Consider the following 24183-nt stretch of genomic DNA (forward strand, 5'->3'; position numbering starts at 1 on the left):
CGTGCGTCACCGCCATCGCCATCGCCATCGTCCCTCCGCATCGATCATCGCCATGACCTCGACCGACCTGAACCCGACCACGCTGCGCGTCGAGCGCTCCGGCCCGCAAGGCGCCGTGGCGCGCGTCACGCTGAACCGCCCGGACGTGCGCAACGCCTTCAACGACACCGTCATCGGTGAGCTGACCGCGGTGTTCGAGGCCCTGGGCGCCGATCCGTCGCTGCGGGCGATCGTGCTCGCCGCCGAGGGCAAGGCCTTCTGCGCCGGCGCCGACCTGAACTGGATGAAGGCGATGGCCGGCTACAGCTGGGACGAGAACCACGCCGACGCCGGCCGCCTCGCCCACATGCTGTGGACGCTCTACCGCTGCCCTGTGCCGGTCATCGCGCGCGTGCAGGGCGACGTCTACGCCGGTGGCGTGGGCCTGGTGTCGGTCTGCGACATCGTCGTCGCCAGCGAGGCCGCCGGCTTCTGCCTGTCCGAAGCCAAGCTCGGCCTGCTGCCCGCCACCATCGGTCCCTACGTGGTGCGCGCGCTGGGCGAGCAGGCCTCGCGCCGCTACTTCGTGACGGCCGAGCGCTTCTCCGCCGCCGAGGCCCATCGCCTGGGCCTGGTGCATGAACTGGCCGCCGACGCCGAGGCGCTCGATGCGAAGGTCGACGCGCTGGTCGCGTCGCTGCTGGCCAACGGCCCGGCCGCGGTGCGCGCCTGCAAGCGCCTGGTGCAGGACGTGGCCCACGCGCCCATCACCGAGACGCTGCGCGACGACACCGCGCGCCGCATCGCCGACATCCGCGCCAGCGCCGAAGGGCGTGAGGGCGTGCAGAGTTTCCTGTCCAAGGGCAAGCCGTCATGGCTGGCCTGACGGACGCGTCGCGATCGCCCCGCTCGAGCGTCGCGCCGCTGTTTCCCAAGAGCTGAGTTCCGAATGTCTGAAGCAGTACGACAAGACTGGCAGCGCCGCAGCCTCGCGGCGGTCTGGCACCCGTGCACGCAGATGGCGCGCGCGCAGGACGTGCCGCCGCTGCCGATCGCCCGCGGCGAGGGCCCCTGGTTGATCGACCACGAGGGCCGCCGCTATTTCGACGCCAACAGCTCGTGGTGGGTCAACCTGTTCGGCCACGCCGACCGGGCCCTCAACGACGCGATCAAGCAGCAGCTCGATACGCTGCCGCACGTGATGCTGGCCGGCTGCACGCACGAGCCGGCCGTGCGCCTGGCCGAACGCCTGTCGGCGCGCACCGGCGGCGCGCTGGGCCATCTCTTTTTCGGCAGCGACGGCGCCTCGGCGGTCGAGATCGCGCTCAAGCAGAGCTTCCACAGCTGGCGCAACCGCGGCCGCACGGACAAGCGCGAGTTCGTCTGCCTGCGCAACGGTTATCACGGCGAGACCATTGGCGCGCTCGCGGTCACCGACGTCGCGATCTTCCGCGACGCCTACGACCCGCTGCTGATGCGCAGCCACATCGTGGCCTCGCCCGACCAGCGCCTGGGCAACGAGGCGCAGGCGCTCGGCGACATGCGCGCGCTGCTCGCCGAGCGGCATGAGCACATCGCCGCCGTCATCGTCGAGCCGCTGGTGCAGGGCGCCGCGGGCATGTCGATGTATGGGCCCAGCTACCTGAAGGCGCTGCGCGCGCTGTGCACCGAGTTCGAGGTGCACCTGATCGCGGACGAGATCGCGGTCGGCTGCGGCCGCACCGGCACCTTCTTCGCCTGGGAGCAGACGGCGCCGGAGACGAAGGCCGACTGGCCCGACTTCCTGCTGCTGTCCAAGGGCATCACCGGCGGCACGATGGCGCTGTCGCTGGTGCTGACCACCGACGAGGTCTACGAGGCCTTCTGGTCGCAGGACGTGACGCGCGGCTTCCTGCACTCGCACAGCTACACCGGCAACCCGCTGGCCTGCGCCGCGGCCAACGCGGTGCTGGACCGCTTCGACGCGGGCCAGCTCGAACGCAACCAGCAGCAGGCCGCGTGGCTGGCCGAGGCCTTCGCGCCGCTGGCGGCGGACCGGCGCATCACGCACCTGCGTCAGCGCGGCATGATCCTGGCCTTCGACATCAATCCGGCAACGACTGTGCCGGTCGAGCGCTTCGCCGAGAAGTTCCATCTCGCCGCGCGCCGGCACGAGTTGCTGATCCGCCCGATCGGCCAGACCGTGTACCTGATGCCGCCTTACCTGATCGACGAGCCCGCCGCGAAGTTCCTCGCGGCGGCCGTGGCCGCGACGCTGGAGGAGGTGGTCCATGCTGCTTGATCACCTGCAAGCCAAGCTGGACGCGATCCGCGCCCAGGACCTGACGCGCTTCACCCGCATCGCCGAGACCGGCACCGCGCCGCACCAGACGGTGCGAGGCGCCGACGGCGTCGCGCGCGAGCTGACGATGTTCTGCAGCAACGACTATCTGGGCCTCGCGGCGCATCCAGCGGTGACCGCGGCGCTGGCGGAAGGCGCGCAGGTGTATGGCGGTGGCTCCGGCGCGTCACCGCTGGTCAGCGGGCATTCGCGGGCGCACCACGAGGTCGAGGCGCTGCTGGGCCGCTGGTTCGAGCCGCACGTCCCCGAGGCCAAGGCGATCGGCTTCTGCACCGGCTACATGGCCAACCTCGCGGTCGTGACCGCGCTGGGCGATGCCGACGCGGAGATCTTCAGCGAGGCGCTGAACCATGCCTCGCTGATCGATGGCACGCGGCTGGCCAAGGCCAAGGTGTCGCGCTACGCGCATTGCGATGTCGAGGACCTGCGCGCGCAGCTCGGCGCCAGCAGCGCGGGCATCAAGCTGATCGTCACCGATGCGGTCTTCAGCATGGACGGCGACATCGCGCCGCTGCCCGCGCTGCTGCAGGCCGCCGAGGACTTCGACGCCTGGCTGATCGTCGACGACGCCCATGGGCTGGGCGTGCTCGGCGAGACCGGCGTCGGCACGCTGGAACACTTCCGGCTGCGCAGCGAGCGGCTGATCCTGGTGGGCACGCTGGGCAAGGCGGCGGGGCTGGCGGGCGCCTTCGTCGTCGCACACCGGACGGTCACCGACTACCTGCTGCAGGCCGCCCGCAACTACATCTTCTCGACGGCCTCGCCGCCGGCGGTGGAGCACGCGCTGCTCACCAGCCTCGACCTGATCCGCGGCGAGGTCGGCACGCAGCGCCGCGCCGCGCTGCGCGCCCTGCAGGCCCGGTTGCGTGCCGGCATCGGCGCGCTGCTCGATCGCCATCCGACGCTCACCTGGACGCTGGCCGACTCGCAGACGCCGATCCAGCCGCTGATCGTCGGCGGCAATGCCGAGGTGATGGCGCTGGCCGCCGCGCTGGAGCGCGAGGGCCTGCGCGTGCCGGGCATCCGGCCGCCGACCGTGCCCAAGGGCGAGGCGCGGCTGCGCATCACGCTGTGCGCGACCCACACCGAGGCTGACGTCGACCGGCTGCTCGCCGCACTGGAGGCCTGCGCATGACCCCGTCCACGAAAGCCCCGGCACCGAACCCGGCCACGACGCCGCATCCGCTGCATGGCTTCTTCATCACCGGCACCGACACCGAGATCGGCAAGACCTGCATCACCGCCGGCCTGACGCGCGCCTTTGACGACCTGGGCCGCTACGTCACGCCGATCAAGTCGCTGGCGGCCGGTCAGACGCAGGACGCCGACGGCGCCTGGGTCAACGAGGACGTCGCCTTGCTGCACGCCGCGCAGCGCCAGGGCATGACGATGGACGAGGTCGGCCCGCTGCAGTTCCGCGAGCCTTGCGCGCCGCACATCGCCGCGCGGCTCGAGGGCCGCGCGATCGACCGCCTGGCGCTGCTGACGGCGATCCGGCGCTCGGCGGCCAAGGGCGACTTCGCGTTGATCGAAGGCGTCGGCGGTTTCCGCGTGCCGCTCACCGACGACTGGGACACGGCCGACCTGGCCGTCGACCTGGCGATGCCGGTGGTGCTGGTCGTCGGCCTGCGGCTGGGCTGCATCAACCATGCGCTGCTGACGGCCGAAGCCATCCTTGCCCGCGGGCTGCGCCTGGCCGGCTGGGTCGCCAACACCGCCGACCCCCACCAGGCCCATGTGGCGGACAATCTGGCCGCCTTGCGCGCCGGCCTCGATGAGGCCCTGGGCGCGCCGTGCTGGGGCCATGTGCCCCGCCTTCCCGATCCCTCTCCCGCGGCCGTGGCCGCGCACCTGCAGCAAGCGCTGCTGCTGAACGCCTTGAAAGCATGACGATGAAGCAGACCGTCAACCAGATCCAGACGCTGACCCCGACCACCGACGAACTGCGTCGCAACGCCAAGCCCTGGACCGTCAACGAGATCGCCGCGCTGTTCGAGCTGCCGTTCAACGACCTGTTGTTCCGCGCGCAGCAGGTCCACCGCGAGCACTTCGACCCGAACGCGGTGCAGCTGTCCACGCTGCTGTCGATCAAGACCGGCGGCTGCGAGGAGGACTGCAAGTACTGCCCGCAATCCGCGCACTTCGACACCGGCCTGAAGGCCGAGAAGCTGATCCCGCTCGAGGAAGTGATGGAAGCCGCCCGCGCCGCCAAGGCCAATGGCGCGACCCGCTTCTGCATGGGCGCGGCCTGGCGCTCGCCCAAGGAGCGCCACCTGGAGGCCATCGGCGAGATGATCACCGAGGTCAAGGCGCTGGGCCTGGAGACCTGCCTGACGGCCGGCATGCTGGGCGACGGCCAGGCCGAGCAACTGCGCGAGGCGGGCCTGGACTACTACAACCACAATCTGGACACCTCGCCCGAGTTCTACGGCCAGATCATCACGACGCGCACCTACCAGGACCGCCTGGACACGCTGGAGCGCGTGCGCGGCGTGGGCCTGAAGGTGTGCTCGGGCGGCATCGTCGGCATGGGCGAGACGCGCCGCCAGCGCGCCGGCCTGATCGCGCAGCTGGCCAACCTGGATCCGTATCCGGAGTCGGTGCCCATCAACAACCTGGTGCAGGTCGAGGGCACGCCGCTGGCCGGCACGCAGGCGCTGGACCCCTTCGAGTTCATCCGCACCATCGCGGTGGCCCGCATCACGATGCCGCGCGCGATGGTGCGCCTGTCCGCCGGCCGCGAGGAGATGCCCGAGACCATGCAGTCGCTGTGCTTCCTGGCCGGCGCGAACAGCATGTTCTACGGCGACAAGCTGCTGACCACGAGCAACCCGCAGGCCGAGAAGGATCGCCAGCTGATCCAGCGCCTGGGCATGCACTGCGCCACCGAGGCCGAACTGAGCGCCGATGCCGATGCCGCTGATGACCGCGCCCCGGGCTGCGCACCGGCCGGCGAGGGCGTGGCGGCGGGCTGCGGCCATCGCCATTGATCGGGCCGGCCAGGGCCGCACCGATCTGAACCGACCCGACGGGCGCGACGGCACCGACCGCCGCGCCGCCCCGGACGAGCGCATCGCGCCGTCCGGGCGCACCCGGCGCCGAGCGGCCACAAGCCGCGACGCGCCGAGGACCTGAAGCATGAGGAGACACCCGTGTTCAAGAAGATCCTGATCGCCAACCGTGGCGAAATCGCCTGCCGCGTCGCGGCCACCGCGCGCCGACTGGGCGTGAAGACGGTCGCCGTCTATTCCGACGCGGACGCGCGTGCGCGCCACGTCGATGCCTGCGACGAGGCGGTGCGCATCGGCGGTCCCGCGCCGCGCGACAGCTACCTGCAGTGGCAGCGCATCCTCGATGCGGCCAAGGCCACCGGCGCCGAGGCCGTCCATCCGGGCTACGGCTTCCTGAGCGAGAACGAGGAGTTCGCGCAGGCCTGCGCGGACGCGGGCCTGGTGTTCATCGGCCCGCCGCCGGCGGCGATCCAGGCGATGGGCCTGAAGGCTGAATCGAAGCGCCTGATGGAGCAGGCCGGCGTGCCGCTGGTGCCGGGCTATCACGGCGCGGACCAGGACCCGGCGCTGCTGCGCCGCGAGGCGCAGCGCATCGGCTACCCGGTGCTGATCAAGGCCAGCGCCGGCGGTGGCGGCAAGGGCATGCGGGCGGTGCATGCGGACGAGGACTTCGAGGCCGCGCTCGCGTCCTGCAAGCGCGAGGCGATCAACAGCTTCGGCGACGACGCGGTGTTGATCGAGCGCTACGTCCAGCGGCCGCGCCACATCGAGATCCAGGTCTTCGGCGACAGCCATGGCGAGTGCGTCTACCTGTTCGAGCGCGACTGCTCGGTGCAGCGCCGCCATCAGAAGGTGCTGGAGGAGGCGCCCGCGCCCGGCATGACGGCCGAGCGCCGGGCCGAGATGGGCGCCGCCGCGGTCGCGGCCGCGAAGGCCGTGGGGTATCAGGGTGCGGGCACAGTCGAGTTCATCGCCGAGCAGGACGGCCGGTTCTACTTCATGGAGATGAACACCCGGCTGCAGGTCGAGCATCCGGTGACGGAGGCCATCACCGGGCAGGACCTGGTGGAGTGGCAGCTGCGCGTCGCGGCCGGCGAGCCGCTGCCGCTCAAGCAGCACGAGCTGCGCATGCACGGCCACGCGATCGAGGCCCGCATCTGCGCCGAGAACCCCGAAGGCGGTTTCCTGCCGGCGACCGGCACGCTGTCGGTGGCGCGCTGGCCGGCGCACGAGGCCTTCCGCCGCGCGGCGGTGCGCATCGATTCGGGCGTGGGCGAGGGCGACGCGATCAGCCCGTTCTACGATTCGATGATCGCCAAGCTGATCGTCTGGGGCGAGACGCGCGAGCAGGCGCTGGCGCTGCTGGACGCGTCGCTGCGGGACACGCACATCGTGGGCCTGCACACCAACGTCGCCTTCCTGCGGCGCTGCGCGGCGACGGCGTCCTTCGCGCATGCCGACCTGGACACCGCGCTGATCGAGCGCGAGAAGGACGCGCTGTTCGGCCAGCCCGGGCTGCCGCTGGCCGAGGCCGCCGCCGCGGTCGTCGCCCACACGCTGGCCGAGGAGTCGGCCACCGAGTCCGCCGACCCGTGGAGCCGCCGCGATGGCTGGCGCCTGTTCGGCGCGGCGCAGCGGCGCTTCGAGCTCGACGTCGATGGCGTGCATCACCAGGTGCTGCTGTCGCGGCACCATCACGGCGAGCTGTCGTTGACGCTGCCGGGCGGCGCGGCCGGGGAGGCGATCGCGCTGACGGTGCGCTCCGCCTCGCCGGAGCGGCATGAGCTTCATCTGAACGAGCGGCGCGTCGCGGTGTCGACCTACAAGGTCGGCGAGCAGGTGGCGGTGTTCGGCGCGCACGGCTCGGCGCTGGTGACCGAGGTCGACGTCATCGCCCATGCGGGCGAGGGGGGATCGGAAGGCGGTCGGCTGACCGCGCCGATGCCCGGCAAACTGGTCGCCTTCCTGGCGCAGGCAGGGGACACGGTCGCCAAGGGTCAGCCGCTGGCGGTGATGGAGGCGATGAAGATGGAACACACGATCACCGCGCCGCGTGATGGCGTCGTCGCGGAGTTGCTCTTCGCCGTCGGAGACCAGGTCGGCGATGGCGCGGAGCTGCTGCGGCTGCAGGCAGCCTGAAGACCCCTCACCCCCACCCTCTCCCCGCAAGGCGGGGAGAGGGAGTAAGCCCGGTGACGCGCGGTCTTGAGCTATTTCTCCCGGCAAGGGAGGGAGTAAACCCGGCGACGCGCGGTCTTCAACTCCCTCTCCCGCGGGGTGGGAGAGGGCAGGGGTGAGGGTGGGAGCGTTGCAAACCTCGGTCGGCGATGCCGCCGATCTTGTCGAATCCGATAGCTGAAGGAATCAGCCATGACCACATTGCCTGCACGAGTCACCCTGGTCGACGTCGGCCCGCGCGACGGCCTGCAGAACGAGAAGGACACCGTCGCCACCGCCGACAAGGCCCGGCTGGTGTCGCTGCTGCAGGACGCCGGCCTGAAGGAGATCGAGGTCACCAGCTTCGTTTCGCCGAAGTGGGTGCCGCAGATGGCCGACAACACCGCCGTGATGGCCGCCATCGAGCGCCGCCCCGGCGTGCGCCACAGCGTGCTGGTCCCCAACATGAAGGGCCTGGAGGGCGCGCTGCCGACCCGGCCCGATGAGATCGTGGTCTTCGCTGCCGCGTCCGAGGCCTTCTCGCAGAAGAACATCAACTGCTCGATCGCCGAGAGCATCGAACGATTCGCCCCGGTCGTGGCCGCGGCCCACGAGGCCGGCATCAAGGTGCGCGGCGCGCTGTCCTGCGCGGTCGGCTGCCCCTACCAGGGCGAGGTCTCGGCCGACGAGGTCGAGCGCGTCGTGAAGCTGATGAAGGACATCGGCGTCGACCACCTCGGCGTCGCCGACACGATCGGCGTGGGCACGCCGCGCAAGGTGCAGGCGGCGATGGAGCGGGCGCTGAAGCATTACCCGCTGGTCGAGGTCAGCGGTCATTTCCACGACACCTACGGCCAGGCGCTCACCAACATCTATGCCTGCCTGGAACTCGGCATCCACACCTTCGACGCCAGCGTGGCCGGCCTGGGCGGCTGCCCGTATGCGAAGGGCGCGACCGGCAACGTCGCGACCGAGGACGTGGTGTTCCTGCTGAACGGCCTGGGCATCGAGACCGGCATCGACCTGGACAAGCTGGTCGATGCGGGCGCCTTCATCTCGGGCGTGCTCGGCCGTCCGCCGGTGTCGCGCGTGGGCAAGGCGACCCTGGCCAAGCGCAAGGGCTGATCGCCGCGGCTCTGGCGCTCAACCGCGCACGCGCTCCACGAACCACCACAGGTGGCCGTCGAGGTCGAGCACGCCGTAGTTCTTGTCGGCCCAGTACTCGGGCCCGTAGTCCTCGACCTTGGGCTCGTGGACGATGGTGGCGCCCGCGCGGCGCGCTCGCTCGCAGTGCGCGTCCGCGTCGTCGACGTAGAGCATCAGGCTCTGCGTGTTGGCGCCGCCGACGCCCTTCGGGCTGCGCAGCGGGATGCCGAAGCGCTGCGAGTGCTGTCCTTCGCCGCCTTCGGCGACCATGATCAGCGCCTCGCCGAAGATCAGCTGGCTGTGGACGACCGAGCCGTCGTCGCCGTCGATGCGCAGCTGCAGCTCGAAGCCGAAGGCCTCGCACAGCCAGGGGATGGCCTTGGCGGCGCTCTCGTAGAACACGGCGCTGGACAGACGCGGCCAACCGGCGGGCGTGGGCTTCATGGCGACTCCCTGATCGAGGAAACATCCAGCATAGGCGTCGCCTCCTGGCGTCCGCAAGCCTGAGCGACGCCATCCCTCTCCGGGCGGTGTCGAACCACCCGTGCGGTGGACCAACCCATCCGGCTTTCCACCTCCTGAAGGCAGCCGGATGGATGTCTCCCTGCGAACGATCGAAGGTCCCTGGACCGCGGGTTATGTGCTGGACCGGACGCTGCTCGCCAGCGCCTACCTCGGCGAGGACCCGGCCGGGCGGCCGCGCATCACGACCACCCGCACCGAGGTCGGCGAGGCGCTGTTCCAGCTCAAGCACCGCGGCGACCTTTCGAAGGCCGAGCCGCTCGCCCGCGCGCTGCGCACCCGCGTGCTGCCGCGCCTCGGGCCGATCGGCTTCATCGTGCCGATGCCGCCGTCACGCGCCCGGCCCTGGCAGCCCGTGGCCCTGGTGGCGCGCGCGCTGGGGCAGCAACTGCGCGTGCCGGTGTTCGAGCGCCTGCTGCTCAAGGCGCCGCAGGCCAGCGCGGCGCGCGCTTGCGCCACCCGTGAAGAGACGCTGGGGTGGCTCGTCGCCACCTTCTCGCTGCACGACGAGATCCGCAACCCGGGACGATGGAATGCGCTGCTCATTGATGACCACATCGATACCGGCGTCACCCTCGAGGCCGCCAGCCGCGTCCTGCGCCGGTACCCGAAGGTCGCGCAGCTGTACGTCGCCGTGCTGACCTCCTAGTGGGCGGCCCGCTCGGCCGGGCCGCTAGTCCGGGCCGCTCAACTGGCGGCGAGGGTCTGGCCGACGCTGTCGCGGAACTTCGCCGCGCGCTCGGCGTCCGCATGCGCCTCGATGCGCTCGCAGCAGTGGTGGACCCACTCCTGGAAGCGGCTTTCGGTGTCGACCTGGCGGACCAGGTCGCGAAGCTCGCCCTCGCGGCCGGCCAGCATCCGCGTGACCAGGTCCAGCGCGAAGAACTTGGTGGCGACCAGGCGCTTGGCACGCGCCTGCGCTTCGCGCGCCAGGGCGGCCGCTTCGGCGACCTCGTCCGCGTCCACGGCCTGGATCGCGGACGCCGTCGACGTCGACGCCGACGCCGCAGCGGCCACCGCGGGCTTGAGGGCCCGCGGCAGCTCCACCAGGCCCTGGTCGACCAGCCGCGACAGGCCGTCGTCGCCCAGGCCCAGCCCGCGGGCCAGGCGCTGCAACTCCTGCGCGTCGCGCTTGCCGTCGACGGTGATGAGCAGCGCTCGCAACGCGGGCGCCAACTGGCGCTGGCCCGGCGCCAGCATCTGGCGCGCCAGCTCGGTCTTGCGGGGAGGAGTAACAGAAGTTTGCATGGCGGGCCGGATGTTGCGAAGGTCGCATGCAGGCTTGATGACAGTCCGGCGTAGGCCTCCCCAGCTTGTGGATTGCCGCACGCGCCGCCGCTGCCTACGATCCGGCTTTCCGGGCACCGTCCCGGGCGGGGAGGGACTTCACATGGACAAGCTGGTCATCGTTCATCGCGGCGCGCTGCGCGCCAAGTACGGCGCCACCGCGCTGGCGAAGGTCGACGCAGCGCTGAAGGCGCTGGCCACCGCGGACAAGCGGCGTGGCGTCGACACGCTGGTGGTGGCGGTCGACCTCGCCTCCGCGATGAAGCCTTACGGCGCCGCACCGGTGCCGGCCCGGCCCGACGCCAAGGCGCTGAAGACGGCCATCGACGCGCTGGCCCGCGCCCGCCAGCCCCACTACCTGATGCTGCTGGGCGGCCCCGACCTGCTGCCGATGGTGCCGCTGAAGAACCCGGCCCACGGCGGCGAGCTGGGCGACGAGGACCGCATCGTCCCCAGCGACCTGCCTTATGCCTGCGAGGCCGCTTACTCGACCGATCCGAACCGGTTCCTCGGGCCGACGCGGGTCGTCGGGCGGCTGCCCGACCTGCCCGGCGCGACGCGGCCCGACCTGCTGCTGCAGCTGATCCGCGCGGCGTCCCGCCACAAGGGCCTGCCGCGCGCGTCCTTCGTGGACAGCTTCGCGCTGTCGGCCGAGGTCTGGCAGGGCTCGACGCGGCTCAGCCTGACCAACACCTTCGGCCATGCGGACGGGCTGCGCCTGTCGCCGCCGGACGGGCCGAAGTGGAACAAGGCGGACCTGGCGCCGCGCATGCACTTCATCAACTGCCACGGCGCCGCGGACATGCCGGAGTACTACGGCCAGCGGGGCGAGGATTTCCCGGTCTCGATGCGCTCGGCGCTGCTGCGCGACCGGGTCACGGCGGGCACCGTCGTCGCCGCGGAATGCTGCTATGGCGCGCAGCTCTTCGATCCGGCGCTGGCCGACGGCGACTGGCCCATGGCTCTGCGCTACCTGACCGACGGCGCCTGCGCCTTCCTCGGCAGCACCACCATCGCCTACGGACCGAGCGACGGGAACGGCTCCGCCGACCTGCTGTGCCAGTACTTCCTGCAACGCGTGCTGGCCGGGGCCTCGCTGGGCCGGGCGCTGCTGGAGGCGCGTCAGAAATTCGCCGGCGAGCGCACCCACCTCGACCCGATGGACCTCAAGACGCTGGGGCAGTTCTACCTGCTGGGCGACCCGTCGCTGCAGCCGGTGGCCGGCGTGTCACATGCGCTGGCCCGCACCAAGGCCTTCCGCAAGGCCTTCGCCACCGTCGAGGACCGCGGCGTGCGCGGCCTGCGCCGTGAGCGCCTGGAGCGCGAGGGCCGCAACCTGGCGCGCTCGTTGCCGCGCCTGCTGCCCACCGAGGCGGCGCCGGCCCCGGCCGTGCTCGAGGCGGTGCGGCCCATGCTCAAGGAATCCGGCCTGGACGCCGAGCACTGCGCGCGGGTCAGCTACCGGATCTCCGGCGCCCCAGGCCATCGGGCGATCCATGTCTACAAGGGCTGGGTCGAACGCCGCCTGCTGGCGCTGATCGCGACCGAGCAGGACGGGCGGCTGCTCCATGTGAGGCGCATGCATGCCCGCTGATCGCGACGCCGCCCAGGACGGCACCGCCGAGTGCCTGCGCGGACGCCTGTGCCGCGAGCGCCTGGACCTCGGCAGCAAGAGCGAGCGCCTGGCGGTGCTGCTGGTCGTCGACGACGGCGACCGGGTCGTGCTGCGCCGCGCTGGCGCCAATCCGTTCCGCGATCCGGAACTGGAAGCGCTGGAGGGCCAGGTCTTGATCGTCGAAGGGGAACGGCGCAGCAGCTATTTCCTGGTGCGCCGCTATACCGTTTGCGGCGACGAGCCCCCTTCCGCGGGATGAGCGAACGGCTGGCGCCGCCGAAAGGGTGCCCAGGCCGGGAGCGAAATCTGCCGGAGACCCACCGAGCCTCGCGCATCGTCAAAACCGTGTGCCGCGGTCGGACACCCGTCAGGGCGACTTGCCGGAGGTTGCTCGGCAGACGTACAACCGGACTTCGTTCCGCGCCGATGCGCGTCCTGATCCTCACAACCCGACCAAAAGGAGCCCGCCCATGGCCAAGACCTCTCCCTCCGACCGCCTGCTGTCCGACCTGCACCAGGTGGTGACCGACGCCGAGTCGCTGCTGCGGGCCACCGCCGACCAGACCAGCGCCGGCGCGTCCGAGTTGCGCGCGCGCGTGCAGTCGACGCTGGATCGCGCCAAGTCCAGCCTGGGCGAGTTCCAGTCCGCCGCGGTCGAGCGCGCCAAGGCCGCCAGCAAGGCGACCGACGACTACGTGCACGACAACCCCTGGCAGTCGATCGGCGTGGCCGCCGGCGTGGGCCTGCTGCTGGGCCTGCTGATCAGCCGCCGTTGATCGGCGACGCCGCGGCACAGGGGGCGGCGCAAGGCGCCCCCGCCGCCGGCTGGGCCGCCGTCGCCGTCGCTGCTGCAGGCGCGGGGTCCAGTGCCCAGGACTTGGGCGCAGCCAGCCAGCGATCGAGTTCCTCCGCCGGCATCGGCTTGGCGAACAGCCAGCCCTGGCCTTCGTGACAGCCCAGCGCCAGCAGGTGCTGGCGCTGTTCCTCGGTCTCGATGCCCTCGGCGACGACCCGCATGCCGAGGCTGCAACCCAGGTTCACCACCATCTGCGCGATGGTCGCGCCGGCCGCCGAGCTCTGCGCCTCGCGCACGAAGGCGCGGTCGATCTTGAGCCGCTCGACGTCCAGCCGCCGCAGCTGGCTCAGCGACGAGAAGCCGGTGCCGAAGTCGTCGATCGCGACCGACGCGCCGGTGCCGCGGATCTCCGCCAGCACGCGCAGCACGGCCGAGACCTCCTCCATCGCCATCGATTCGGTGATCTCCAGCTCGAGCGCCGCGCCGGGCACGTCGGCATCGGCCAGCGCGCGCCGGACGGTGTCGATGAAGGCGGGATGGCGGAACTGCGCCAGCGAGATGTTCACCGCGATGCGGAAGTCGGCGTAGCCGGCGTCGCGTAGCTGGCGCACCTGGCGGCAGGCGGCGCGGAGCACGAATTCGCCGATCGGGACGATCAGGCCGGACTGCTCCGCCAGCGGGATGAACTGGTCGGGCGGGACGAATTTGCCGTCGGCGGTGCGCCAGCGCAGCAGCGCCTCCGCGCCGATGACGCGCAGCGAGGCGAGCTCCACCTGCGGCTGGTACACGACGAACAGCCGGCGCTCCTCGAAGCTGGCGCGCAGGCCCTTGAGCAGCTTGAAGCGCTCGCGGGCGTCGATGCCCATCTCCGGCGAAAAGTATTGCGATGCGCCGCGGTTGCCCGCCTTGGCGCGCTTGAGCGCGATCTGCGCGTCCAGCAGCAGTTCCGAGCCCAGCGTCCGGGACTGGGCCAGCCGCACCAGCCCGGTGGTGGCGGACAGCTGCAGGCGCTCGCCCGCGACGGTGAAGGGGTCGTCGAAGACGCCGCCGATGCGGTGGCCGTTGACCATGTCGTCGGGCCCGAGCAGCCCGAAGGCGTTCGACGAGATCCGCGCCATCGCGGTGTTGAAGCCCAGCCGCTGCGCCAGCCGCTGGGAGACCGCCTGCAGCACCTGGTCGCCGAAGCGGTGGCCGAAGGCGTCGTTGACGTCGGCGAAGTCGTCCAGGTCGATCAGCGCGAGCGTGATGCCCTCGGGCGACTTGAGGTTGTGCTCGAGCAGCTCGATGAAGCGGGTGCGGTTGGGCAGCTGCAGCAGCGGGTCGTTGTAGGCCTGGTCGGTCAGCTGCGTGTACAGCATGACGTTCTCGAAGCCGACGGCGATGTTGGAGCAGAACGCGCGCAGCAGCTGGCGGTCGAGCTCGTCGAGCTCGCGCTGCACCTCGACCAGCGCCGCCATGGCGCGGCCGCTGGGCAGGCCGAAGAACAGCACGGTGCAGCCGTCCTCGTGCAGGTTGTGGCCGACAGCCAGGCAGCGCGCCAGCAGGTCACGCACCTTGCCCGCCGGCACCGCGTGCAGCGGGCGGTTGATCAGCGAGCTGTACTGGCCGGCCGCCGCGATGACGCGGGCATCGCCGCTGGCGTCGTTGTGCGCCTGCACGCAGACCAGCCCTTCCGGCAGCGTGCCCAGCAGCGCGCACAGCTGCGTCACCACGCCCTCGGCGAAGCGGTGCAGCCCGTGCTGGCGGCCGAGCTCGGTGCTGGCCTCGACGATCATCTCCAGCCCCTGCCGGTTGGCTTCCAACGCGCGGATCTGGCGGTAGGAGCGGATCGCCGCCGTCAGCACGGTGTACAGCCGTGTGCGGGTCAGCTCCGACTTGGTCTTGTAGTCGTTGATGTCGTAGGCCTGGACCGTCTCGATCTCCGGCGCGTAGCCGGGCTGCCCGGTGCGCAGCACGATGCGCACGGCGCGCAGGCGCAGTTCCTCGCGGATGTGGCGCACCAGCTGCAGGCCGGCGTCGTCGGACTCCATCACGACGTCCAGCAGGACGACGGCGATGTCGGGCTCCTGGCGCAGCAGCGCGCGCGCCTCGGCCGCGGACTTCGCATGCAGGAAGGCCAGCGGCTGGCCCTCGACCTGCAGGCCCTGCATGGCCAGCTCGGTGGCCTTGTGGACGTCGGTGTCGTCGTCGACGATCAGCACCCGCCAGGGCTTGCGTGGCGGGAGGTCGTCGAGGACGGCGTGCTCGTGGTCGTCCAGGAACTGCAGCAGGTCGTCGTCCTCGACGACGTCGGAGTGCGTGTGCTGGCGATCAGGCATTGAATCAACCTTGAAAGGCCGGCCGCGCGGGGTCCGCGCAACCAAGCGTTACCGCACTGTAGCCCAAGGCCTGGAGCCGGTATGGACAAAGAACGCCCTCGTTTCCCCCGATTCAGTGATAGCTTCCGCACACCGGAGGGGCCGGACACAGAGGAGAGACGTTCGATGGAATCACGCGATCCGGGGCTGACGGAGCGGCTGCGGCGGATGGCCGAGCGGGCGCTTGAACTGGCCCGTGTGCGGCTGGAGCTGCTGGGCGTCGAGCTGCAGGCGGAGCTGCTGCGCCTGTTCGGCGCCTTGACCGCGCTGCTGCTGGCGCTGCTGCTGGGCGTGGCCGCGCTGCTGATGCTGGTGTTCGCCGCGCTGCTGTGGGTGCCCGATGCCTGGCGCGCGCCGCTGGGCGCCGGCCTGGGCGCGGCCTTCCTGCTGGGGGCGGTGGGCTGCTGGTATTGGGCGAAGCGCCAGTTGGCGGCGGGCCGGCCGTTCGCGGCCAGCGTGGCGGAGCTGGCGCGCGATCAGCGCGCGCTCGAGCCCGAGACGGAGCCGGGGGCGCGGCCATGATGTGGGGCGAGGCGCGCCAGCGGCTGAAGCTGCGGCTGCTCGAGCTGCAACTGCGCAGCGCGGAGCTGCGCCTGGGCCTGCTGCACGAGGCGCGGGCACTCGAGCGCCCGATGCAATGGGCCGAACGCGGCCATGCGCTCTACCGCCTGGCGGGCAGCCTGCCGCGCCTGTGGCGCACGGTGGCGGCGCTGGCCGCGGCGGGTGGCCTGGTGGGACTGACGCGCGCCTTCCGCCGGCGCGATCCCGATGCGGCGGACAGCCCGCCGGGCCGCATCGCGCGGCTGTGGGCGTGGCTGAGCCTGGGATGGAAGGTGTGGCAGTGGGTGAAGCCCGCGCCGGCGACCGAGGCTGCCGGCAGGGCGACACCGGGCTCCAACCCGACGTCCCCCTTGACGCCCGCCCGCTGAAGGCGCGTCAGCGCGGACCGCGCTTCGCGCCCGGCTTGCCTGCCGGCTTGGCGAAGGGCTTGCCGGCCGGGCGCGCGGCGGCGCCGGCCGGACGCTGCGGCGCGCGAGCCGAGCCGGTCTCCCGCGGCGGCAGGCCGGTGTGCTGCGTGAGCAGCTGGCCGGCGCGCGGCTTGTTCGGCGCGACCTTCTGCCCGGCGTTGGTCGAGTTCTTCCGGCGCGCCGACTCGTAGCCGCCGTCCGTGCCCGTGGGCTGGAAGGTCGGGATCAGGTGATGCTTGCCGTTGCCGATCAGGTCGGCGCGGCCCATGTCCTTGAGCGCCTCGCGCAGCAGCGGCCAGTTGCTCGGGTCGTGGTAGCGCAGGAAGGCCTTGTGCAGGCGCCGCCGGCGCTCGCCCTTGACGATGTCGACCGGTTCGCTGTCGCGTGTCACCTTCTTGAGCGGGTTCTTGCCCGAGTGGTACATCGCCGTGGCCGTGGCCATCGGGCTCGGATAGAAGGTCTGCACCTGGTCCGCGCGGAAGCCGTTGCGCTTGAGCCAGAGCGCCAGGTTCATCATGTCCTCGTCGGCCGTGCCCGGGTGCGCCGCGATGAAGTAGGGGATCAGGAACTGCTTCTTGCCGGCGGCGGCGCTGGCCTGCTCGAACAGCTGCTTGAAGCGGTCGTAGGTGCCGATGCCCGGCTTCATCATCTTGGACAGCGGACCGCCCTCGGTGTGCTCGGGCGCGATCTTCAGGTAGCCGCCGACGTGGTGCGTCACCAGCTCCTGGATGTACTCGGGCGATTCGATCGCCAGGTCGTAGCGCAGGCCCGAGCCGATCAGGATCTTCTTCACCCCGCGCAGCGCCCGGGCGCGGCGGTACAGCTTGATCAGCGGGCCGTGGTCGGTGTGCAGGTTGGGGCAGATGCCCGGATAGACGCAACTGGGCTTGCGGCAGGCGGCCTCGATCTCGGGGCTCTTGCAGCCGATGTGCCACATGTTGGCCGTCGGGCCGCCCAGGTCCGAGATGATCCCGGTGAAGCCCTTGACCTTGTCGCGGATGTCCTCGATCTCGCGAATGATCGAGTCCTCGCTGCGGCTCTGGATCACGCGGCCCTCGTGCTCGGTGATCGAGCAGAAGGTGCAGCCGCCGAAGCAGCCGCGCATGATGTTCACGCTGAAGCGGATCATTTCCCACGCCGGGATCTTGGTCCCGTGGTCGTGGCTGCCGTTTTCGTCGGCATAGACCGGATGCGGGCTGCGCGCGTAGGGCAGGTCGAAGACGTGGTCCATCTCGACCGTCGTCAGCGGGATCGGCGGTGGGTTCAGCCAGACGTCGCGGTCGACGCCGCCCGACGAGTGCCGCTGCACCAGCGCGCGGGCGTTGCCGGGGTTGGTCTCCAGGTGCAGCACGCGGTTGGCGTGGGCGTAGAGGACCGGATCGCTCTTGACCTGCTCGTAGGCGGGCAGGCGGATCACGGTGCGATCGCGCGGCGTCACGAGCGCTCGGCCGTCGCTGCCGTTCTTCGCCAGCGTCTGGCGGACGATCTTGATCGGCTTGATCTCCGGCATGCTGGCCGACGCCGGAGCTGCCGCACCCGCGGTGGCACCATCCGTGCCCGCGGCCTGTGCCTGCTGTTTCGAGCAATCCGTGCCCTGGTCGGCGGCCGCTTCCTCGGTCGTCATGTAGGGGCTGAGCAGCGCATCGATCCTGCCGGGCGCGTCGACCTCGGTGGAGTCGATCTCGAACCAGCCGTCCAGCGACGCGTCGTCGGGCTTGCGCATGAAGGCGGTGCCGCGCACGTCGGTGATCGATTCGATGGGCTTCTTCTGCGCGAGGCGGTGGGCGATCTCGATGATCGCGCGTTCGGCGTTGCCGTAGACCAGCAGGTCAGCCTTGGAATCCACCAGGATCGAACGCCGGACCTTGTCCTGCCAGTAGTCGTAATGCGCGATGCGGCGCAGCGAAGCCTCGATGCCGCCGATGATCACGGGGACGTCCTTGAACGCCTCCTTGCAGCGCTGGGTGTAGACCAGCGTCGCGCGGTCCGGCCGCTTGCCTGCGGCGCCGCCCGGCGTGTAGGCGTCGTCCGAGCGGATCTTCCGGTCGGCCGTGTAGTGGTTGATCATCGAATCCATGTTGCCGGCCGCCACGCCGAAGAACAGGTTCGGTTTGCCCAGGGCCCGGAACGGATCCGCCGAATTCCAGTCCGGCTGCGCGATGATCCCGACCCGGAATCCCTGCGCCTCCAGCGTGCGCCCGATCACCGCCATGCCGAAGCTGGGGTGGTCCACGTAGGCGTCGCCGCTGACGATGATGATGTCGCAGCTGTCCCAGCCCAGTTGCGTCATCTCCTCGCGCGACATCGGCAGGAAGGGCGCGGGGCCGAAGCGCTTGGCCCAGAACGGGCGGTAGGCGGTCAGCGCCTTCTGGCCGGTCTTCTTCAGATCGGACAGCGGACGGGTGGGGGGCGGGGCGATGGACACGGCGGCGGCTCGGGCATGGGCAACCGGCTATTGTCGCCGCACCCTGGGGTTTCCCTGAGGGGACCCTGCACAAATGCAGGGCTTTCCACCGGATTAACGGTTAATCGCGACGATGGACGCCGCGTTCGCCGACCTTCAGTGGTCGTCGCCGTCGTCGCCGCGGTCGTCTTCCGCCCGATTGGCCGAGCACACCGGCTGGCGCCCCAGCGCGCCGCGCTCGGCGGCGGTCAGCGGCGCGAAGCGGTTCGGCACCGCCACCGTCAACGAGGAGAGGTAATGCTCCAGCCGCGCCTGCCCGACCTCGATCAGGTCGAAGGCCTCCGGATCCAGCATCCAGTGGTGCAGCAGCCCGCCCACCAGCGCCATCAGGCCGATCGCCGCCTGCTGCGAGTCCACCTCCGCCGGCAGCTGGCCCAGCGCCTTGGCGCGCTCGAAGGCCTCGCGGTTGTGGCCGGTCCATTCGCGGTGCGCGGCGACCTTGCGCTTGCGCACCGTGGCCATTTCGCCGACGAACTCGACCCGCGTGTTGGCGATCTCGAAGGCCCGGCGTGTGCGAGCGTTGAACGCTGCGCAGTGCATGACGTTCATCAGGCGCAGCCGCAAGTCGTCCAATGGCCGGTCCGGACCGGGCGAGACCGAGGCTTCGAAGTCCTCCTCCAGCGGCATGGTGGCGCGTTCCATCATGGCGTTGAAGAGTTGGACCTTGTCCTCGAAGTGCCAGTAGACGGCGCCACGCGTCACGCCGGCGGCCTGCGCGATGTCATGCAGCGAGGTGCGCGAGACGCCGCGTTCATGGAACAGCTGCTCCGCGGCGTCCAGCAGGCGGGCGCGGGTTTCCTGGGCTTCTTGTTTGGTTCGGCGGGCCATGGGGCGCGATTGTAGAAGCACGTTCCAGAAACATACATGCATGAATGTATGTATATACTGCGCGACTTTGGGTCGAACCGTGACGGCGCCAGGCGTCGTGGCGGGGAGGGCCCGGGCTTGCCGGAAGCGGCCGCCGATCTCCCGCCTGGCGACGTCGCGCCGGGCCGCTCATCCGAAGAACTGATCTGTACTGCGAGAGGAATCCCATCGTGATGTCTACCCCTCTGACAAAAGCAACGCCGGGGTCGGAGCGCCCGAGCCTGAAGGCCGGCGCGCGCATGCTCTACCTGCTGCCGCTGGTGATCTCGATCGCGGCGGTGCTGACCGCCTGCGGCAAGGACGAGGCGGCGGCCGGCAAGGGCGGTCCGGGCGGCGGCGGCATGCCGCCGGCCAATGTCGGCGTGGTCACGGTGGGCCAGCAGGCGGTCGCGCTGCAGACCGAGCTGCCGGGCCGGGTCGAGGCGCTGCGCACCGCGCAGGTCCGGGCGCGCGTCAACGGCGTGGTGCTCAAGCGGCTCTTCACCGAAGGCTCGGAAGTCAAGGCCGGCCAGGCGCTGTTCCTGATCGACCCGGCGCCCTACCAGGCGCAGTTCGACAGCGCCAATGCCAACCTGGCCAAGGCGCAGGCCAACGAGGCGCAGGCGGCCGCGCAGGCCGCGCGCAACAAGCCGCTGGCCGACGCGAAGGCGATCAGCCAGCAGGAATACATCACCTCGGTGGCGACCGCCAAGGCCGCCGCGGCCGACGTGGCCGCCGCCAAGGCCGCCGTCGTGCAGGCCAAGCTGAGCCTGGACTACGCCCACGTGTACGCGCCGATCTCGGGCCGCATCGGCCGCGCGCTGGTGACCGAGGGCGCGCTGGTCGGCGCGTCCGACGCGACGCAGCTCGCGCTGATCCAGCAGGTCAGCAGCGTCTATGTCAACTTCACCCAGTCGGCCAACGAGGTGCAGGCGATGCGCCGCGCGCTGGCCGCGGGCCAGTTGCGCAGCGCGGGCGCGAATGCGGCGCAGGTCGAGGTCGTCGGCGACGACGGCACCGTCTACCCGCGCACCGGCAAGCTGCTGTTCACCGACCTGAGCGTCGATCCGACCTCCGGCCAGGTGACGCTGCGCGCCGAGGTGCCCAACCCCGACGGCCTGCTGCTGCCCGGCCAGTACGTGCGGGTGCGCGTCGCGCAGGCGGAGCTGCCCTCGGCGGTGCTGCTGCCGCAGCAGGCGGTGACGCGCGGCTCCACCGGCGACACGGTGCTGGTGGTCGGCCCCGACAACAAGCCCGCCCCGCGCAAGGTCAAGATCGGCAACGCGATCGGCAACCAGTGGGTGGTGCTGGATGGCCTCAAGCCCGGCGAGAAGGTCATCGCCGACGGCTTCCAGAAGATGTTCGTGCCGGGGGCGCCGGTGAATCCGGTGCCGTTCAACCCGGCCAGCGCGGCGTCCGGAGCGGCCTCCGGCGCGGCGCCCGCCGCCTCCGGCGCGGCGAGCCGCTGAGCGCCTGACGCTCAGGAAGGATCCAAGACATGGCACGTTTCTTCATTGATCGCCCCATCTTCGCGTGGGTGATCGCCCTGTTCATCCTGGTCTTCGGCGGGGTGGCGATCACCCAGCTGCCGGTGGCGCAGTACCCGACCGTGGCGCCGCCCTCGCTGGTGATCTCCGTGGCCTACCCCGGCGCGTCGGCCAAGACGCTGGACGAGGCGGTGGTCTCCGTCATCGAGCAGGAGCTCAACGGCGCGCCCGGCCTGGCCTACATGGAATCGATCAGCCAGGCCAACGGCACCGGCTCGATCACGGTGACCTTCGAATCGGGCACCAACATCGACCTGGCGCAGGTCGAGATCCAGAACCGCCTCTCGCGCGCCACGCCGCGCCTGCCGGCGGCGGTCACCCAGCAGGGCGTGCGCGTGGACAAGTCGCGCTCCAACTTCCTGCTGTTCGTGACCATGGCGTCCCAGGACGGCTCGATGGACCCGATCGCGCTGGGCGACTACGCCGCCCGCAACATCGTTCCCGAGATCCAGCGCATCCCCGGCGTCGGCCAGGCGCAGCTGTTCGGCTCCGAGCGCGCGATGCGCATCTGGCTGGACCCGGCCAAGATGCAGTCCTACAACCTCAGCCCGGCCGAGGTCAGCGCCGCCGTCTCCGCGCAGAACGCGCTGGTGCCGGCCGGCGTGCTGGGCGACCGCCCGAACACGAGCAGCCAGACGATGTCGGCCACCATCGTGGTCAAGGGCCAGCTCGAGGACAAGGCGCAGTTCGAGAAGATCGTCCTGCGCGCCAACACCGACGGCTCCAAGGTGCTGCTCAAGGACGTCGCCCGCATCGAGCTGGGCGGCCAGAGCTACGCCACCTACACCCGCCTGAACGGCCAGCCCTCCACCGGCATCGGCGTGCAGCTCTCGCCCACCGGCAACGCGCTGGGCACCGCCACCGCGATCAAGCAGCGGATGGAGGAGCTGAAGAAGTACTTCCCCGCGGGCGTCGTCTACACCGTCCCGTACGACTCCTCGAAGTTCGTGAAGATCTCGATCTCGCAGGTCGTCGAGACGCTGGTGGAAGCCATCATCCTGGTCTTCCTGGTGATGTACCTGTTCCTGCAGGACTGGCGCTACACGCTGATCCCGACGCTGGTGGTGCCGGTGGCGCTGCTGGGCACCTTCGGCGTGATGCTGGCGCTGGGCTTCTCGATCAACGTGCTGACGCTGTTCGGCATGGTGCTGGCGATCGGCATCCTGGTCGACGACGCGATCGTCGTCGTCGAGAACGTCGAACGCATCATGAGCGAGGAGGGTCTGAGCCCGCGCGAGGCGACCAAGAAGGCGATGGGCCAGATCTCCGGCGCCATCATCGGCATCACCACGGTGCTGATCGCGGTGTTCGTGCCGATGGCGTTCTTCGCCGGCTCGGTGGGCAACATCTACCGCCAGTTCTCGCTGGCGATGGTGGCCTCGATGGCGCTGTCGGCGCTGATGGCGCTGTCGCTGACGCCGGCGCTGTGCGCGACGCTGCTCAAGCCGGTCGAGGCGGGCCACCACCACGAGAAGCGCGGCTTCTTCGGCTGGTTCAACCGCGGCTTCTCGCGCACCGCCAAGGGCTACGAAGGCTGGGTGGCCAGGCTGCTCAAGCGCAGCGGCACGATGATGGTGGCCTTCGCCGCGGTCGTCGCGGTGGTGGGCTGGCTGTACCTCCGCATGCCCACCTCCTTCCTGCCGAACGAGGACCAGGGCTACCTGATCGTCAACGTGCAGCTGCCGCCGGGCGCGACCTCCAACCGGACCGAGGCCGCCGTCGCCGCCGTCGAGAACTTCCTGCACAAGCAGCCGGAAGTGGCCGACACCATCGGCGTGATCGGCTTCTCCTTCTCCGGCCAGGGCCAGAACGCCGCGCTGGTGTTCGTGCCGCTCAAGCCGTGGGAGGAGCGCAAGGGCAAGGACCACAGCGCGCAGGCGCTGGCCGGCCGCGTGATGGGCGCGATGATGGTGGGCGTGCGCGACGCGTTCATCTTCCCGCTCTCGCCGCCCCCGATCCCGGAACTGGGCACCGCCACCGGCTTCGCGCTGCGCCTGCAGGACCGCGGCGGCCTCGGCCACGAGGCCCTGCTCAATGCGCGCAACCAGCTGATGGGCATGGCGCAGAAGAGCAGGATCATCACCGGCATGCGGCCCGACGGCCTGGAGGACGCGCCGCAGCTGCAGGTCGACATCGACCGCGACAAGGCGCAGGCGCTGGGCGTCGGTTACGACACGATCGCGCGCACGCTGGGCATCCAGCTGGGCTCGACCTATGTCAACGACTTCCCCAGCACCGGCCGCATGCAGCGCGTGGTGGTGCAGGCCGACGCGCCCAAGCGCATGACGCCGGAGGACGTGCTGGCCATCAACGTGACCAACGCGCAGGGCGCCAACGTGCCGCTGTCGGCCTTCGCCTCCAGCCGCTGGATCACCGGCCAGATGCAGGCCACCCGCTACAACGGCTATCCGGCGATGCGCCTGGCCGGCGACGCGGCGGCCGGCGCCTCGACGGGCCAGGCGATGAAGGAACTCGAGTCGATGATCCGCCAGCTCCCGCCGGGCATCGGCTACGAGTGGACCGGCCTGTCGCGCGAGGAGCAGCTCTCCGGCTCGCAGGCCGGCATCCTGCTGGCGTTCTCGCTGCTGGCGGTGTTCCTGTGCCTGGCCGCGCTCTACGAGAGCTGGTCCATCCCGCTGTCGGTGATGCTGGTGGTGCCGCTGGGCCTGCTGGGCGCGCTGCTCGGCGCGACGCTGCGCGGCATGCCCAACGACGTGTACTTCAAGGTCGGCCTGATCACCATCATCGGCCTGTCGGCGAAGAACGCGATCCTGATCATCGAGTTCGCCAAGGACCTGCAGGCGCAGGGCAAGGGGCTGGTGGAGTCGGTGCTGGAGGCGGCGCACCTGCGCTTCCGCCCGATCATCATGACCTCGATGGCCTTCATCCTGGGCGTGACGCCGCTGTTCTTCGCCTCGGGCGCGGGCTCGGCGAGCCAGCGGGCGATCGGCACCGGCGTGCTCTCGGGCATGGTGACCGCGACGGTGCTGGCGGTGGTGTTCGTGCCGGTGTTCTTCCTGGTGGTGCGCCGCTTCTTCAAGGGCAGCGAGCGCCAGCAGAAGCTGTACTCGCATGAGCTCGACGGTCCCGACGCGACCCGGGCCGCCCACGCCGCGAAGAACGCGGACGGAGTCTGACGATGATGAA

Annotated in this window: 20 protein-coding genes; 15 read left to right on the forward strand and 5 right to left on the reverse strand. The window is 70.8% G+C overall.

Going from position 1 to position 24183, the window contains the following annotated elements:
• Positions 1-52 precede the first annotated feature (52 nt).
• The 7 genes from FHT38_RS00505 to FHT38_RS00535 all read left to right on the forward strand — a co-directional run bounded on the left by FHT38_RS00505 (position 53) and on the right by FHT38_RS00535 (position 8613).
• On the forward strand, positions 53-865 hold the full coding sequence (locus FHT38_RS00505; protein ID WP_091720020.1) for an enoyl-CoA hydratase/isomerase family protein: 813 nt from the start codon (positions 53-55) through the stop codon (positions 863-865).
• A 63-nt stretch (positions 866-928) separates the two neighbouring features.
• Positions 929-2260 carry an adenosylmethionine--8-amino-7-oxononanoate transaminase gene (gene bioA, locus FHT38_RS00510; RefSeq protein ID WP_183488809.1) on the forward strand — a complete coding sequence of 444 codons (1332 nt, stop codon included), beginning with the start codon at positions 929-931 and terminating at the stop codon, positions 2258-2260.
• Positions 2250-3455, forward strand: a complete 1206-nt coding sequence (bioF, locus tag FHT38_RS00515; RefSeq protein ID WP_183488812.1) for an 8-amino-7-oxononanoate synthase — start codon at positions 2250-2252, stop codon at positions 3453-3455. The genes bioA and bioF overlap by 11 nt, the downstream gene beginning before the upstream one ends.
• The gene (gene bioD, locus FHT38_RS00520; RefSeq protein ID WP_183488817.1) at positions 3452-4210 is read left to right on the forward strand and encodes a dethiobiotin synthase; all 759 of its coding nucleotides are present in this window, start codon (positions 3452-3454) and stop codon (positions 4208-4210) included. Before bioF ends, bioD begins: the two co-directional genes overlap by 4 nt.
• Complete coding sequence (bioB, locus tag FHT38_RS00525; protein ID WP_183488820.1) at positions 4207-5310, forward strand: biotin synthase BioB; 1104 nt, start codon at positions 4207-4209, stop codon at positions 5308-5310. The genes bioD and bioB overlap by 4 nt, the downstream gene beginning before the upstream one ends.
• Before the next feature lie 162 nt (positions 5311-5472).
• Positions 5473-7470 (forward strand): acetyl/propionyl/methylcrotonyl-CoA carboxylase subunit alpha, encoded by a 1998-nt coding sequence (locus FHT38_RS00530; RefSeq protein WP_183488823.1) that lies wholly within the window; start codon positions 5473-5475, stop codon positions 7468-7470.
• A gap of 231 nt (positions 7471-7701) precedes the next feature.
• Complete coding sequence (locus FHT38_RS00535; RefSeq protein WP_183488826.1) at positions 7702-8613, forward strand: hydroxymethylglutaryl-CoA lyase; 912 nt, start codon at positions 7702-7704, stop codon at positions 8611-8613.
• Between the two features lie 18 nt (positions 8614-8631).
• Here FHT38_RS00535 and FHT38_RS00540 read toward each other — a convergent pair whose 3' ends face one another.
• On the reverse strand, positions 8632-9078 hold the full coding sequence (locus FHT38_RS00540) for a VOC family protein (protein WP_183488829.1): 447 nt from the start codon (positions 9076-9078) through the stop codon (positions 8632-8634).
• Between the two features lie 148 nt (positions 9079-9226).
• Between FHT38_RS00540 and FHT38_RS00545 the strand changes: the two genes are divergently transcribed.
• Positions 9227-9805 carry a phosphoribosyltransferase gene (locus FHT38_RS00545; RefSeq protein WP_183488832.1) on the forward strand — a complete coding sequence of 193 codons (579 nt, stop codon included), beginning with the start codon at positions 9227-9229 and terminating at the stop codon, positions 9803-9805.
• A 38-nt stretch (positions 9806-9843) separates the two neighbouring features.
• Here the strand turns inward: FHT38_RS00545 and FHT38_RS00550 are convergent, their stop codons facing one another.
• Entirely contained in the window at positions 9844-10404 is a 561-nt protein-coding gene (locus FHT38_RS00550; RefSeq protein WP_183488835.1) for a hypothetical protein, read from the reverse strand.
• A gap of 142 nt (positions 10405-10546) precedes the next feature.
• Here FHT38_RS00550 and FHT38_RS00555 point away from each other — a divergent pair, with 142 nt between their 5' ends.
• From FHT38_RS00555 to FHT38_RS00565, 3 genes are all read left to right on the forward strand, one after another.
• Positions 10547-12037 carry a C25 family cysteine peptidase gene (locus FHT38_RS00555; RefSeq protein ID WP_091720047.1) on the forward strand — a complete coding sequence of 497 codons (1491 nt, stop codon included), beginning with the start codon at positions 10547-10549 and terminating at the stop codon, positions 12035-12037.
• Positions 12027-12317, forward strand: coding sequence for a hypothetical protein (locus FHT38_RS00560; RefSeq protein WP_183488838.1), 291 nt, complete (start codon positions 12027-12029; stop codon positions 12315-12317). Before FHT38_RS00555 ends, FHT38_RS00560 begins: the two co-directional genes overlap by 11 nt.
• Positions 12318-12528: 211 nt before the next feature.
• Entirely contained in the window at positions 12529-12834 is a 306-nt protein-coding gene (locus FHT38_RS00565; RefSeq protein ID WP_091720058.1) for a YqjD family protein, read from the forward strand.
• Here FHT38_RS00565 and FHT38_RS00570 read toward each other — a convergent pair.
• Entirely contained in the window at positions 12821-15172 is a 2352-nt protein-coding gene (locus FHT38_RS00570) for a bifunctional diguanylate cyclase/phosphodiesterase (protein WP_183488841.1), read from the reverse strand. The two genes, FHT38_RS00565 and FHT38_RS00570, sit on opposite strands and share 14 nt — an antisense overlap.
• Positions 15173-15337: 165 nt before the next feature.
• Here FHT38_RS00570 and FHT38_RS00575 point away from each other — a divergent pair, with 165 nt between their 5' ends.
• A complete protein-coding gene (locus tag FHT38_RS00575) occupies positions 15338-15733 on the forward strand; it encodes a phage holin family protein (protein ID WP_183488844.1) in 396 nt (131 codons plus the stop codon).
• Positions 15730-16140 carry a hypothetical protein gene (locus FHT38_RS00580; protein ID WP_183488847.1) on the forward strand — a complete coding sequence of 137 codons (411 nt, stop codon included), beginning with the start codon at positions 15730-15732 and terminating at the stop codon, positions 16138-16140. Before FHT38_RS00575 ends, FHT38_RS00580 begins: the two co-directional genes overlap by 4 nt.
• Positions 16141-16147: 7 nt before the next feature.
• Here FHT38_RS00580 and FHT38_RS00585 read toward each other — a convergent pair whose 3' ends face one another.
• Together FHT38_RS00585 and FHT38_RS00590 are read right to left on the reverse strand one after the other, a co-directional pair.
• The gene (locus FHT38_RS00585; RefSeq protein ID WP_404935688.1) at positions 16148-18604 is read right to left on the reverse strand and encodes a YgiQ family radical SAM protein; all 2457 of its coding nucleotides are present in this window, start codon (positions 18602-18604) and stop codon (positions 16148-16150) included.
• Positions 18605-18739: 135 nt separating this feature from the next.
• Positions 18740-19471: a TetR family transcriptional regulator gene (locus FHT38_RS00590; protein ID WP_183488851.1), complete on the reverse strand. Its 732-nt coding sequence runs from the start codon at positions 19469-19471 to the stop codon at positions 18740-18742.
• A 278-nt stretch (positions 19472-19749) separates the two neighbouring features.
• Here FHT38_RS00590 and FHT38_RS00595 point away from each other — a divergent pair, with 278 nt between their 5' ends.
• Together FHT38_RS00595 and FHT38_RS00600 are read left to right on the forward strand one after the other, a co-directional pair.
• Entirely contained in the window at positions 19750-20958 is a 1209-nt protein-coding gene (locus FHT38_RS00595; RefSeq protein ID WP_254783359.1) for an efflux RND transporter periplasmic adaptor subunit, read from the forward strand.
• A gap of 29 nt (positions 20959-20987) precedes the next feature.
• A complete protein-coding gene (locus FHT38_RS00600; protein WP_183488854.1) occupies positions 20988-24173 on the forward strand; it encodes an efflux RND transporter permease subunit in 3186 nt (1061 codons plus the stop codon).
• Positions 24174-24183: the final 10 nt, after the last annotated feature.

The organism is Mitsuaria sp. BK041 (assembly GCF_014193085.1).
Taxonomy (GTDB): Bacteria; Pseudomonadota; Gammaproteobacteria; order Burkholderiales; family Burkholderiaceae_C; genus Roseateles.